The sequence below is a fragment of the Calothrix sp. NIES-3974 genome (genome assembly GCF_002368395.1).
In the GTDB taxonomy this organism is placed as follows: Bacteria; Cyanobacteriota; Cyanobacteriia; order Cyanobacteriales; family Nostocaceae; genus NIES-3974.
This window is the reverse complement of sequence record NZ_AP018254.1, coordinates 4,841,277-4,855,922: the sequence shown is the minus strand read 5'-3', so window position 1 is coordinate 4,855,922 and position 14,646 is coordinate 4,841,277. Positions and strand designations below refer to the sequence as shown.

Here is a 14,646-nt window from a genome sequence, read left to right as displayed (position 1 = left end):
TAGTTGCGCTACTCTTAGAGAATGCCACGCCTATAGGACTAAAGTGCAACTACAAACAATATCAGCTTTACTATATTTTGACATTTTCAGTAAGCATCTTCGATGATAATTAGTGGTACTTAGACAAAAAGTCGCCAGAAAAACTACTCAAATGTAGATATAGCAAGACTTGGACATCGTTTTGAATCGCTTCTTGCTATATCTGGGTTTCAAGCATTTTGGAACCTGTAGTTTATTTTCCTTCCCCTGTATGGGTTTGAGGCTTATTTCGACTTCAAAAATGTTTGAGTCCCGTTAGGGATTCATGGGCTAAGAAACTTGAAGATTTCTCAACGTTTCCAGAGTTTCCTTGCTTTTACAGTAGCGTTTTTACCGACAATGGATGCTGTCGCAGCGTTGTTTATGCCCATGTCAACACTACACACTTGTATCTCAAAACCCCTTATAACAGTGCTTTTAGGCTTATCTACCATTTTGTTCAATTAAGGACAACTCGATGCTTGAAAGTGGGAACTCGCTGCTGCTTCCGGTGCTTGTGCCACCAACAGAATCTTACCATCTGGACTTTTCACCCAACCCTGTGCTTCCAGCAGTGATTCTACTGTTTTCTTTTCCCTGGGTTGAATTTGTTGTGCAGAGGGGATTAATGCCTGTAAACTTTCATCTAAACCTACGAGGTTATAATTTTCAATAGTACCAGGAAAGGGGTCTAAGGTATTCAGTGGTATACTTCCACCACGACCAATGACAACAAATCTGGCAATCTTTTGAGCTTCTTCAAAAGTCCTGGGGCAAAGTTTACCAACTTCATTGCTATGGTCGCGAATTTGTCTGGGTAGTTCGATTAATCCCTGGGTGGGGTCTAGGTCTGGCTTGTTAATTTCCGTAGTCCCACTTAATTCTGGTGTTGCTCCAGTGGCTGTTATATCACTTTCTGGGGTGGGGAATTGACGGGGTTGGGTGCCAAAAATACCTTGGGAAGTGATACTTACCCGACCACCGCGAAAATCAGCAGAGTTGGCACTGATATCACTGTTTTCCAAGGCAGCTAAAACACGGGCGTTGATGTTAATATTACCACCGATGACGTTTTCACCTGTAGCGTTAGTGGTAATATTGCTATTGCGACGCAGGATTAAAGCGTTAGTATTGAGGTTAATAGTGGCTTGTTCGCGGTTAGGGTCTTTGTTCGGACTGCGGGTGTTAGCGTTGAGGAAGGCTTTGTTGTCTAGACGGATTGTGTCTGCTTTCAGGGTGAGAATACCTGCATTTCCTGTCCCTTGACTGTTGACACCGATACCAGCACCATCGTTGATGAATAGATGCTTCGTGTTAACAAATAAATCTCCTGCATCTCCTTGAGAAGCAGGTTCAGTGGAAGTTAATAGACTACTAGGATAGCGCTTATCCCCAGAACGACCGCTCAATATGACCTGATCGCTAGCATTTACATTCAAATCTCCCCCTTTCCCTGTTGTAAATGTAGCGGCAACAATATGACCCCCATTCCGTAAAATCAGGTTGGGAGTGGTGACATTAATACTTCCCGCATCTCCTTTTGCACCTGGTTCACTGGAAGCAATTAAACCACTGACAAAGCGTGTATTAGTGGGAGATGTACCAATTAATTCTATTTGCTGTGAGGCTTTGATATCTAAATTACCTGCTTGACCAGAACTGGAGGTCGCAGCGACGATTTGCGCTCCATCCCTCACCACCAATCTTTCAGTATTGACATTGATATTCCCCCCATCCCCACTGGCTCCTCTTTCCGTAGAAACCAGTAAACCACTGACAAAGCGTGTATCAAGGGGAGATGTGCCGATTAATTCTATTTGCTGTGAATTGATATCTAAATTGCCCCCTCGACCGGAGGTAAAGGTGGCAGCAGTCACTTGAGCACCATCTCTGATAGCTAGAAGCGGTGTGTTAATAATTATACTACCAGCGTCTCCGGTTGCTTGTCTTTCAGTGGAAGCGAATAAACCACTTAGAGAACGACCGTTAGGGGAAGTACCAATTAGATTGACCTGTGTGGATGCATTAACTTGTAAATTTCCTGCTTTTCCTTTACCAAAGGTGGTAGTACTAGCTTTTGCTCCATTGGTAATGGAGAGATTTTGGGTATTAATCACTAAATCTCCTGCATCTTTTGTGGAACCAGGTTCAGCAGCAGCAAACAAACCTGTGGGAAATCGACTATTCGTAGGAGCGCCAATTAGTTGGACATTTTCAGATGCTTTGATAGTTAAATTTCCTCCTCTTCCTGCTCCGTAGGTGGAGGTACTCGCTTGTCCTCCCTGTTCTAAAATAAGGTTTTTGCTGATGATGGTTAAATCTCCTGCATCACCTGTGGAACCGGTATCAGCGATCGCAAACAAACCAGTGGAGAAGTTACTACTACCAGTAACACGCACGGTTTCGGAAGCATTTACTGTTAAATTACCACCTTTTCCGGCAGCAGATGTAGAAACACTAATTTCTCCGCCGGCGGATATGAAGAGATTTTCTGTATTAATATTTAAGTTACCCGCATCTCCTGTGGAGCGAGGAGCGGCAGATGCAAACAAAACGCTAATCGAACCAGCTTCACTTCTACCATTTACTTCCACTTGACGGGCATTTACTGTTAAATTACCACCTTTTCCACTGCCGAAGGTTCCAGCTCCAACTTGCGCTCCCTCTTTGACGGTGAACACACCCGTATTAATGGTTAGTTTTCCACCGTTTCCAGAACCGGAAGCATTAGTCCCCAGACTGCTTCCGATGGCGGTATTTACTCCATCTAGGTTGATTATTTTATTACCGCTTAAACTGACAAGCTCGGAAGCATTAATGAACAAGTCACCACTATTACCTGCTCCAGTTGCTCTGGTTCTGATGTACCCCCCATTGGTCAGGGTTAATCTTTGGGTTTGTAGTTGAATATTTCCTCCATCTCCTTTTCCAAGAGTCAGAGAATCTATATATCCAGTATTGATATCGATGGAGTCATCAACGGTGATTTGGATATTACCCCCCCTACCTTCATCTAGGTTGGAGGAATTGATGTTAGTACCTTCTCCATCAATGGAAAGTGTTTTGGCTTTAATTTCGATATCTGCACTCGGGAAGGAATTAGTCCGTCCAAAAATTGATGCACTCGAAGCGCTGGAAATATTTGCTCCATTAGATAAGGATAGTTTATCCTGCACCTGTAGGTTGATTTTACCACTTGCTCCGACTGCAAAGTTGCCGGAATTGATTTTAGCAGCATTAAGATTAATATTCCTAGCAGTAATACTTATATCACCAGTTTTTCCCGCAACAGGGGAGGGATTACCAGTAGTTGCGATCGCACTCCCACTGACAAGGTTAACATCATTGTTCACATTTAGGATAATGCTTCCCTGACTTCTAGTACCATTACTGTTAATTTGACTTTGGTTGGTTAAACTCACAGAATCGGCTTTGATGATTATATTCCCCGTATCACCCAGGGAGTCTGGTAAACCTAAATTTAAAATATTACTGCGGTCGTCCAAAATTACTTCACCAGTTGCATTAATAACTAAATCTGCTGCTGCAACACCCGATTCACCCTCTCCAGGAGCAAGGGTGGTACTAATAAAACTATTTTCCCCCAACCTCAAATTTTTGGTATGGATGGAAATTGCACCCCCTCCTGTTGTCAAAGCAAAGGCATTTTTTTGCAAAGCTATATTCCCCTGCAAAAGATTTTCAGGAAATCGCAACTGCATTTGCTTTCCACTACCAATTAATTCAATACTTCCAGTTCCCCCAACAGCACCCAACCCGAAACTACCTCCCAGGGAACCAACCACACCTCCATCAAACACAACATCTCCACCAATCAGGTAAAAACTTCCCGGTGCAGAAATTTGCCGACTACGGACAGTAATTCCCCCTGGATTCAACTGGTTGTAAAACAATGCACTGGGATTGACCGTCAATAGGGGTACTGCTTGGGGATTAGTTGCATCAAACAACCCCTGATTGCTAAACTGTACTGCATTCGCAGTTGTCCCGACAAAACTACCACGTATATCTAAAACCGCATTTTCACCAAAAACAATCCCATTCGGATTAATCAAGAATAAATTGGCATTTCCATCCACTCCCAAGGTTCCGAATATATTCGACCCATTTCCACCTGTAACTCTAGTCAAAATATTTTCTACTCCGGAGGGATTGGCAAAATACACCCTTTGTCCATTCCCGATGTTAAATTCTCGAAAGCTATGGAAATGATTAATTCCTCTGGTTGCACCACCTTCAATCCTGTCAGCAATTCCCCCATTTATAATTACATTCGGTGTGATTTGGGATGCTTCTGTTCCTAGGGTATTGTCGGGGGTAATCTGGGCTAAACTGGATGGATTGATGCACAAAATAAGGCTGGGAAACATCAGCCAAGGGGTGGATTTTAACATGTTTATTTTAATTGGGTTTAATAATTATTTTTTGAGAAAGTATTTTATTCTGAGTTTTATACTTATCAGTATCTACCCCTTCAACACAATCACTTGTTAATAAATATTTATTGACCTGCATTGATTATAAATTCCTACAACTAGGGAATAGGGAGGGGAGCATCCCACCTTTTATTCAGTGGGCAAAGATTAATCTATTCAGGTAAGCACAAATGGGGTGTTTGCCCTCAAAAAACATGCTTCTAAGTAGGGTCTGCTGTTCGCGTGCAAGCGCGCTAGCTGTAAGAGTATTTTTGTGAGGTTAGGGAACAGGGAGAGACGCGACATGTCGCGTCTGTACAGGGAATAGTTTTAAGCCAAGTCTCTATAATTTCTGCAAGCCCTAGGTAGGAGATTAGAAATGGATATCTTCAGGTTACGGATACAAACCCCGGTCTTGGAGTGCGATCGCCACTCGACCGACACCAATACTATAGGCTGCTAATCGGGGAGAAATTTGTTGTTGTTGGCTTTGGGTCATCACTTGTCGGTAAGCTTGTACCATCAGGTGTTCCATTTCTTGGTTGACGCGTTTTTCATCCCAAAATACGTAGGATAGACCCTGCACCCATTCTAAATAACTAACTACAACTCCCCCCGCATTAGCCAAAATATCGGGTAAAACAGTGACACCTCTTTTAGTAAGGGACTGATCTGCGGATAATGTCACAGGTGCATTAGCTGCTTCCACGACCAATTGGGCTTGAATTTGATTGACGTTATCTTCTGTGATTTGATTTTCTAAAGCTGCGGGAATCAACACATCACAGGGTAAAGTTAATAACTGGGCATTACTAATCGGTGTGCCTTGGGGAAAACCCACCACGCTACGACGATTGTCTGCTGCATAGGCTTTGAGGGCAGAAATATCCAAACCCGACTCAGCATACACCCCCCCAGCACCGGAGGAAACTGCAATTACCTTGGCTCCCGCTTCCGCAAGTAAAATTGCGATCGCACTACCCACATTACCAAATCCCTGAATGACGACCCGTGTTCCCTGCAAGGATTTACCCCGGTCTGCTAAGGCTTCCCGCACACAAATCATTACCCCCCGTCCCGTAGCCATATCCCGACCCCTAGAACCCCCAATGGATAGGGGTTTGCCGGTGACAACTCCGGGTACTGCATGACCCATATTCACCGAATAGGTATCCATCATCCAAGCCATTTCCCGTGGGGAAGTTCCCATATCTGGAGCCGGAATATCCACCGATGGACCAATGTTTTTAATCAATTCACTTGTATACCTTCGGGTAATCCGTTCCAATTCTCCCACACTGTAACGCTTCGGGTCAATGGCAATTCCCCCCTTTGCACCACCATAGGGAATTCCTAGCAATGCACATTTCCAGGTCATTAACATGGCCAAGGCAGACACTTCCCGCAGTGTCACGGCGGGGTGGTAACGGGTACCGCCCTTATAGGGACCAAGAATATCACAATGTTGGACGCGATGTCCGGCTAATACTTCAATTTCCCCGTTATCCCGTTTCACTGGTATTGAGACCGTAATCACCTTGCGAGGATTACTGAGGATGGAAATAGTCCCCCCATCTAGTTTCAGTTGTTTGGCTGCGGCTTCTAGGTAACTACAGGCTTGATCGAAGGGGCAAATATAAGCGGGTGAAGGGACTTCTAAGGGTTGGAGGGAAGGTGCTGTCATGGGAGGTGAACTATGTTTGGTGGTGACATGGGAATCTTAAATTAATCATCAACATTTCGACAATACCCCATAGAAAAGTAGAATATCGGGGGAGACCCGACATGTCGCGTCTGTTTCTAACGACAAATATACCGTTTGAGCCTATTTACTCTCTTCAATAAGTGGTTGATAAAGTATTTATTGACACTTGACAAACAGCCTCTGATGCTGATGCAAAATCTCAATTAACCAGCTTCCGCATCTAAGGAAGTATTGGCATGAATCAGACGAATTTTTAAATCCCCGTAAAATTCTTCCTGGTACATTTCCACTTTTGATTGGGCAGAAAGTAACAATAATGCCCAAAATACCCCAACTAAATCACTATTCCCTGGTTGATGCTGATTGGGGATAACTTGTTTGGTTTGTGACCAAAGTTGGACAAGTTGAGGTAATTCGATCCATTCTTGATCGATTAATAGTTCCTCCCTCGCTCGAAATAAAACCTGTTCTAACTCACCCGCGATTTCGCTGAGGTTTTCTTGGTGTGCAAGTACAAGAGCTGTACGAAATTTACGAACATTCGAGCGATCACGTGGTGGTTTATTTTCTGATTTTGGCTGAATGGTTTTTAATTGTTCAGCCATAATCTGCAATTGTTCGATTAATTCATGCAGGGTGACACGACGTTTAGGGGGAGGAATAGCCGCAGGACGACGACGTAATGTTTGTTCTAAAGGTACGCGAATTGCCTTGAAGAAATCATCATCACCGCTACCGGGTAACAGTTCCTCTAATAATTCATCGACTTCATCTTCCGCAGCTTGCATTTGCATCAAGGTATTCGCTTTGAATAACACCAGCATTGATGCCGATAAAAATGCTTGTCCGGAATGGGACAGGTCTGTTTCGTAACTGCGTTTGTTTGTTTCTGGTGACATAAATTCCAGAAAACGGTCAATCACCTCAATCACCTTCACATCCCAGGGATCGATATCTCCCTGTTCGGCTTGATGAATTAGCTGGGTAATGGTTTCAAGTAGTTCGACTGCATCCATTAATTAATGCATTGATTTTAATAGTTTGCTCACGCACACAGCAATAGTATAAGAGGGATGAAAAACAATCAACCCTGAATAATGATATTTTTATACTCTTGATTTTGTAATTATTATGACTTTAATTTTCAGAATTTTCACTCACCTGGAGAGGAGAAGGGGTCGTCTCTCCTCTTATACTTCAAATACAGTTCGGTTAATGATTTTTCGTGGTGATTTCGAGAGACGCGATCTAGCCTCTTTCAGAGGAGCTTTGCTAACGCGTCTCCACAATTATTTTGGGTTTACGAATTTTCTGAGCCGAACCGTGTTGCTCCTACTCCCTGCTTATCTCTACATCACCTCCGAAGCCACAGCTTCCGATTCCCGTTCCACAAAAGCCTGTACCCTAGCTCTGTAATCACGCAGACTCTCATCTACCCATTCGCGATCGTTACTATTTACATATAAATGTACTAGCGGCTCACTGGCATCGGGTAATACCAACACCCAGCTATCATCGTAGGGTTGACAAATCTTCACACCGTCGATGAGTTCGAGATTTTGAGCGGGGTGGGTTTCGACTAAATAGCGCATCAATGCCCCTTTAACTGTCCAGGGACAGCGAACAGTGTAGGTTTTGTGGATGACACGGGGTAATTCGGAACGCACCGCAGCTAGCGATCGCTCTTGAATGGTTAACATTTCGATTAGTTTGGCGATGCAGAACATGGCATCGAAACCGGGGTGTAATTCCGGGAAAATAAAGCCCATGTCACCGCTTCCCCCCAGAACAACATTGGGGTTTTTCTGGGATGCTTCCATCAATGCGGTGGGGTTGGCTTTGGTGCGGATGACGTTAGCATCGTGACGACGGGCTATTTGTTCAACTGCGCTGGTGGTGTGGACGGGAACGACAACACTACCTCTGGGATTGGCTGTCAGCACCATATCTACCATCAAAGCAGTTAAAGTTTCCCCGCGAATGGGGATACCGGATTCATCCACCAGGATTAATTGTTCGCCGTTGGCGGAAACCTGGACACCAAAGTTGGCTTTGAGGGCTTCCACTACATGTCCTAATTGGGTTAATAGGGCTTCCCGGTTGGTGGTGGACATGGCGGTTTTATTTAAACTGGCATTGAGGACAACCGCATCCACACCAAATTGATCCAGCATTTGCGGTAGAACCGCACCGGATACCGCATACACGTAATCAATGACAATTTTGGCTCGACTATTACGAATAGTTTCAATATGGAGGAATTTTTCAAAAGCTGTGCAGTAGCGGTCAAGCACCTGACTCGGATAGGCCACATCACCAATTTCATGAATTTGCGATCGCCGCATATCCTCTTTGAAAAATGCCCCTTCGATTTTCTTTTCTTTGGCTTTGGAGATATTAATTCCCTTGCTATCCATAAATTCGATTAAAATATAATCGGGACGGTCAGGGTGAACTCGCACATGGATACCACCTTCCACCTCGGAACTACGAATCACGGTTCTAGCAATCGGTAGGGCTGTCGCATCCAAGTTTTGAATATCCACACCTACCGACATTAACCCAGCAATCAAGGAACGAGTCACCATGCGGGAAATATTACGTTGGTCACGGGAAACGGTGACTTTAGAACGGGGTTTGAGGGTGGAACCATAGGCTGCACCCAATTTGACCGCAAATTCCGGCGTAATGTCGATATTCGCTAATCCCTGCACACCCCGTTGTCCAAATAGATTCCGTTGGGCCGTATTTCCCCAAATAAGGTTAATATTCAAAATAGCCCCTGATTCCACCTTCTTACTCGGCCAAACCCGGACAAAGGGACTTATTTGTGCTTCCTCTCCCACTGTCGAAAGGGAACCAACTACCGCTCCCTCCAAAACATGAGCTCGCCGATCAACCCTAGTTCCCCTGGCAATGACACAGGCTGTCAAATTAGCTTCTTCGCCGACAATTCCCCCATTCCAGATAATTGGTCGCTTCAATATGGCATCCGCACCAATGGTGACATTATCACCAATCACCGTACCAGCTTCAATTTGTACCCTAGCCCCAATCCGACAATTCGCACCAATAACCACAGGTGGTTCAATCTTGGCGGATGGATCAATATAAGTATTTTGTCCCACCCAAATACCAGGAGACTCTTCCTTGTAGGCAAAATCGAGGATGACCTTCCCAGCTAATCCATCATACTGGGCTTCCCGATAGGCATCCAAGTGTCCAACATCACACCAATACCCATCGGCCACATACCCAAACATCGGCTCATCTTTGGCTAGGAGCAAAGGAAATAGGTCTTTGGAAAAATCACATTCAGTATTTTCCGGTAGGTATTCTAAAACTTCTGGTTCTAAAATGTATGTACCCGTATTGACGGTATCAGAAAAAATTTCGCTTGTTGAAGGTTTTTCTAAAAATCGACGAATTCGTCCCTGTTTATCGGTGATCACGACCCCAAATTCAATGGGGTTAGGAACGCGAGTTAAAATTAGAGTTGCTTTAGATCGATTGCGTTTGTGAAATTCAATTGCTGCGGTTAAATCAAAATCTGTGATACTATCACCACTAATTACCACAAAAGTTTCATCCAGTAATTCGGCAATATTTTTCACACAACCAGCCGTACCGAGAGGTTGATCCTCCTCTACCGCATAGGTCATTTGTACGCCAAAATCACTACCATCTTGGAAATAATCCCGCATGGCATCAGGTAAATAATGCAGCGTGGCAATCACCTCATTGATATGATGGCGTTTGAGCAGATTAATAATATGTTCTGCGATTGGTCGATTTAAAATCGGTACCATCGGCTTTGGCAAGTCGCATGTCAGAGGACGCAAACGCGTTCCCGAACCACCTGCCATTAATACTGCACGCATAAGTCCTCCTTCGTAACCAGCACATGATTTTGTGCCACTTTCTGACTGACAACCGGAAAAATAGCCAGTTTATAATTATTCTCCTATGAACACATTCAGTTGAGAAACTTCCGTTGGACGCATATAAATATGGGGAATAGGGAGTTGGGAATGGGGAGTAGGGATTAGGTGTCGTAAAAATCACTCAGCTACTCTATAATTTCTGTGTAAATTCAACAGTACCAAAATATTTTCTCCCTCAGTTTCCCTACCTAACCCAACCCCTCAGAACTTATGTGGTCAAATATTACGACTCCACCGCATTCATGTTTGATGGGTAAAGAAAGGTACGTAGTTGCGCTAGTCTACGACAACCCTGCGGGTACAATTCCTTATTTTAAAGCTTTTTTGGGGCTAGAGCTTGTGTATTTTGTGCCTTCTAATCACGTAAAAATTTAGACAAAATCGAGGCAGAGCCTCGTGAAACGCGTTCCCACACAGAGGGTGGGAACGAGAGACGAGAGAAGGAGTTCAGCACAGAATTTGTATGAAGTAAGTATGGGTCAATTTCAACAACGTACACACCCTAGGCTAGAGCAATAATTTTTTACAAAGCCCTCTGATATCGATTATCTTGTACTTGGCAATAAATGAAACTAGAGTAATCAACGGTTATAGCCCCGGATATGTAGCAAGCATTAGCGTAAACGATATAACTTACGTGGTGGAGTAGTAGTAGCTCTAGACCTTGATTTGAGGGGTATTTCCCCCTCCTCCTTTCCCAATCCATCATTTAAAAATTGATAGACCACTACTCCCTACTCCCTACTTCCTTCAGATTAAATAGGAAAAAATTTAGGGAACTGTGCTGATAAAGTGTAAGTCTTCCGGTATAGTTTTGCATAAGCTCAACAGCAAATAAGCTGTTGTTTGCCCTTATACCTATTTCCCGAAAATCTGGCTATGGATGTACATAGGTTGGCAGAAAGTGCTAGCTGAAGGCATTTGAGGTTTTTGTGAACACAGTGCAAGCATGATTCTCTACCTAGCTACAATTGCCGGGATTTGGTATTAATTAATATTTACTGAACAGCACATATATCAAAGCAAACCACGATGAAAAATCAGGGTTTTAATTTCATTCCCCACGGACAAAAATCGTTATTTTTACAACGACGCTACAGACAATCAAGTGCATTTTCGCGCTTACTGGCTGCATTGTTTCTGACATCAAATGTATCCCTATTATTACCGATTTCTGTGAATGCAGGAATTTCTACCCCAGTTAAATCATCTGCTAATTTATTATTAGCACAAGCACCTGCAACTGGGACGGTAATTTTTGTCAATCCCAGTACGGGAAATGATGCAGCCACGAATGGTAGCGAAGCCGCACCCTATAAAACTATTAGTTTTGCCCTCAGACAGGCAAGAGCTGGTAGCATTATTCAACTTGCACCTGGTAACTACGATAGCAGTAATGGAGAACAGTTTCCGTTGAACATACCTGCAAATGTCACTTTACGGGGTGATGAAAGTAGTAAGGGTCAGGGAATTCAAATTACCGGGGGTGGAGGTTATACTAGCCGTACCTTTGCCGCTCAAAATATTACCATTCTCGCAAACAACGGTGTCACCATTACAGGAGTAACTGTAACTAATCCCAATCAACGGGGAACTGCGGTTTGGGTGGAATCAACTAATCCCACTATTACCAATAACACTTTTACTAATAGTGTGCGGGATGGGGTGTTTGTAACGGGGACAGGTAATCCCAGGGTAGAAAATAACTTGTTTACCTTGAATCAAGGTAACGGTATTTCCATTGCCAAGGAAGCCAGGGGAGAAGTTCGGAATAACGTATTCCAAAATACTGGATTTGGAATTGCAGTCAGTGAAAATGCTGCTCCTTTGATTAGTAATAACCAAATTATTGGTAACAATGGTGGTGTGGTAATTACTGGTGCTGGGAAACCGGTGTTGCGCAACAACGTGATCCAGGATAGCCGTGACCACGGAGTTGTGGCAATTACCAATGGAGAACCAGATTTAGGAACCGAAGCCAGTCCGGGAAATAACCTAATTCGCAATAATGGGAGACAAGACCCGAAAAAATATTTTGATATTTTAAATGCAACACGCGATCGCACGATTATTGCAGTTGGTAATGATGTTGATCCGAGTCGGATTTCCGGGAAGGTGGAGTTAGTTGTCGCCAAAGTTGAACCACCACCACCACCAGGGGGAGGAGGTACAACAGCCTTTCGAGATGTTCCAGCGAATTTCTGGGCCAAAAGTTATATCGATGCCCTTGCTGCCCGTGATATTATTGCTGGATTCCCCGGTAATGAATACCGTCCCAATGAACCTGTCACCCGCGCTCAATTTGCAGCCATCATCAATAAAGCCTTCAATCCCCCAGCAAGACGGGAAGCAATCAATTTCCGTGATGTCCCCACCAGTTTCTGGGGATTCCAAGCAATTCAAACAGCTTCTCGCGGTGGCTTTTTATCCGGATATCCCAATGGGACTTTCCAACCCCAGCAACAAATTGAGCGGGTACAAGCTTTAGTTTCCCTCGCTAACGGATTAGGATTAACCACAACCGGAACAAATGTGCTATCATTCTACAGTGATGCCAATAGTATCCCTGATTATGCTCGCAATGCGATCGCGGCAGCCACTTCTCGCTCTATTGTCGTTAATTTCCCCTCCGTCAGACAACTGAATCCCCGTCGTCCTGCGACCCGTGCAGAAGTTGCTGCTTTTGTTTATCAAGCAATGGTAAATGCTGGTTCTGCACCTGCAATTTCTTCTCCCTTTATTGTTAATGTTTCCCAGTAGCAGTCTACTAAATTAACTTAGATGGGTGAAAAAGGCGCGTAGTCGCGCTAGTCCACGACAACCCTGCGGGTGTAGCGCCTTTATCATAAAGCTTTTTCGGAACTCAAGGCACTACTACAAACCCTTCAGGACTCATACCGTTTGAATGTGAAGTTGCACATAACAAGTTGTCCGCAGCGAGGAGGAACGACAAAGCAATCTCCTAACCTTCAATGTTAACGAGTTACTGAGATTGCCACCCTCTAATTCTTTCCGCACTGCGAGAGCAATCAGCAAGCTACACAATTATACGCCAAAAATTATATGCAGTTTCATCTAAAAATTGGTATCGTGTGGTCGAGTACTAGTCTACGACAACCCTGGGGGGTAAAGCACTTTCCCACTGGTGATGTCTGCTTTTAACCATATGGTAAGCGATTCGCCAGAATTTATATTTCTAAAGCATCATGATTTTGCCGCGTTCAGAATAGGAACGCGGTTTTTTGCTGGTATTGACGTGTAATTTATAACCTAGTATAAATACTCTTATCATTATGTTAATAAAAACACTAAAAATATTTTAATATCTGTCCGAAGATAGATGAAACAACTTGTAAAACTCTCAAATTTAGACTATATATGTTTTTATATATTTCGGATATCACGTAACTAGAGGGGCATAAAGTTCATGGTGCAAATAATAAAAAACTTGCCAGTAAATGAACTCAGCGATTAAAATCAATATTCAAATAATTTTATTTCATCAAAAAAAATTACAAGGAGACAATAAGTATTAATACGTATAGATTGTTATCGGTAAGGACAAATCAAGCTGTCCCATTGTCAATTGCGCAGGTGACAGATATGCACATATTTGCCAACCAGACACAAAGATTGCTGGGGATGGAGACACAAAGGTCTTTATGGGAAGCAATTGAGCGCATCCGGATAAAATCCGAGCTTGACTTGTTGCTATTGACGGGGAATATCTCTGGGGATGGGAGTTATGCCTCCTATGAAACGGTAAATAATTTAATTACGCCATTAAAAATACCGACCTATTGGCTAGTAGGAGATTGCGATCGCGATCGCATAATGGAAGACTGTTTAAATACGGGTATGTTTTCCCAGCGCAAAGTATTTGAGCGGGGAGGTTGGCATTTTATTTTGCTCAATTCTTGCGTAGTAGGTTCCAGCTACGGATTTTTATCAGCACAAACCCTAGATTGGTTAGAGCAACATCTAATCCAAGCAACCCCCAAACCCACTTTAATAGCTCTCCACCATCCCCCCTTTCCCATCGGTTCGGATTGGTTAGATACAAGTTGTTTACAAAACTCCGAGGAATTTTTGGCGGTTTTAGACCGTCATCACCATGTCAAACTGGTATTATTTGGACATATACACCAAGAATATCACCGCCATCGTCAAGGTGTAGATTATTTAGGTACGCCTTCTACCTGCGTCCAATTTCAACCCCAAAGTTCTACATTCAAACTTGACCATCGATTCCCCGGTTTTCGTTTACTGCAACTCTATCCAGACGGAACTTGGAAAACCCAAGTGGAAAGAATACCCGTATTTCGAGACTCAAATATTGCCATCGCACATCGATAACTTCCCCTACCTCCTGGAGTCGAAGAAAAGTAGGGAGGGGGAAGTAGTGAATAAAAAGATTTGGGTGCGACTTTTGACTACAGAGGAGTCAACAGGAAATACCTCCAGCAGAAAATCGTGCCATCATAGAGCTAATTACCACAATCATGGTGTACAAGTTTGAAGGTAAGAGTCAAAGGGAGGTAGA

General features: G+C 43.6%; 6 protein-coding genes and 1 pseudogene. 3 read left to right on the top strand and 4 right to left on the bottom strand.

Annotated features, from left to right (window positions below; all coding sequences use genetic code 11):
- Positions 1-482 precede the first annotated feature (482 nt).
- From CDC37_RS19535 to CDC37_RS19520, 4 genes are all read right to left on the bottom strand, one after another.
- Entirely contained in the window at positions 483-4,433 is a 3,951-nt protein-coding gene (locus CDC37_RS19535) for a two-partner secretion domain-containing protein (RefSeq protein ID WP_096624318.1), read from the bottom strand.
- A 415-nt stretch (positions 4,434-4,848) separates the two neighbouring features.
- Positions 4,849-6,138, bottom strand: coding sequence for a Glu/Leu/Phe/Val family dehydrogenase (locus tag CDC37_RS19530; RefSeq protein WP_096624316.1), 1,290 nt, complete (start codon positions 6,136-6,138; stop codon positions 4,849-4,851).
- A gap of 224 nt (positions 6,139-6,362) precedes the next feature.
- Positions 6,363-7,175, bottom strand: a complete 813-nt coding sequence (locus tag CDC37_RS19525; RefSeq protein ID WP_096624314.1) for a segregation/condensation protein A — start codon at positions 7,173-7,175, stop codon at positions 6,363-6,365.
- A 333-nt stretch (positions 7,176-7,508) separates the two neighbouring features.
- On the bottom strand, positions 7,509-10,040 hold the full coding sequence (locus CDC37_RS19520; protein ID WP_096624312.1) for a mannose-1-phosphate guanyltransferase: 2,532 nt from the start codon (positions 10,038-10,040) through the stop codon (positions 7,509-7,511).
- A 1,095-nt stretch (positions 10,041-11,135) separates the two neighbouring features.
- On the opposite strand from CDC37_RS19520, the gene CDC37_RS19515 reads away from it, so the two are divergent.
- From CDC37_RS19515 to CDC37_RS25850, 3 genes and pseudogenes are all read left to right on the top strand, one after another.
- Positions 11,136-12,863, top strand: coding sequence for a DUF1565 domain-containing protein (locus CDC37_RS19515; protein WP_096624310.1), 1,728 nt, complete (start codon positions 11,136-11,138; stop codon positions 12,861-12,863).
- 786 nt (positions 12,864-13,649) lie between these two features.
- Positions 13,650-14,459: a 3',5'-cyclic-AMP phosphodiesterase gene (gene cpdA, locus CDC37_RS19510; protein WP_096624308.1), complete on the top strand. Its 810-nt coding sequence runs from the start codon at positions 13,650-13,652 to the stop codon at positions 14,457-14,459.
- 92 nt (positions 14,460-14,551) lie between these two features.
- Positions 14,552-14,644, top strand: a pseudogene (locus CDC37_RS25850) (DUF2887 domain-containing protein); the annotation flags it as partial.
- Positions 14,645-14,646: the final 2 nt, after the last annotated feature.

Bases quoted from the DNA above. Each gene is read 5' to 3' on its own strand.
- CDC37_RS19535 (WP_096624318.1), bottom strand. From the start codon at position 4,433: ATGTTAAAATCCACCCCTTGGCTGATGTTTCCCAGCCTTATTTTGTGC.
- CDC37_RS19525 (WP_096624314.1), bottom strand. From the start codon at position 7,175: ATGGATGCAGTCGAACTACTTGAAACCATTACCCAGCTAATTCATCAA.
- CDC37_RS19530 (WP_096624316.1), bottom strand. From the start codon at position 6,138: ATGACAGCACCTTCCCTCCAACCCTTAGAAGTCCCTTCACCCGCTTAT.
- CDC37_RS19520 (WP_096624312.1), bottom strand. From the start codon at position 10,040: ATGCGTGCAGTATTAATGGCAGGTGGTTCGGGAACGCGTTTGCGTCCT.
- CDC37_RS19515 (WP_096624310.1), top strand. From the start codon at position 11,136: ATGAAAAATCAGGGTTTTAATTTCATTCCCCACGGACAAAAATCGTTA.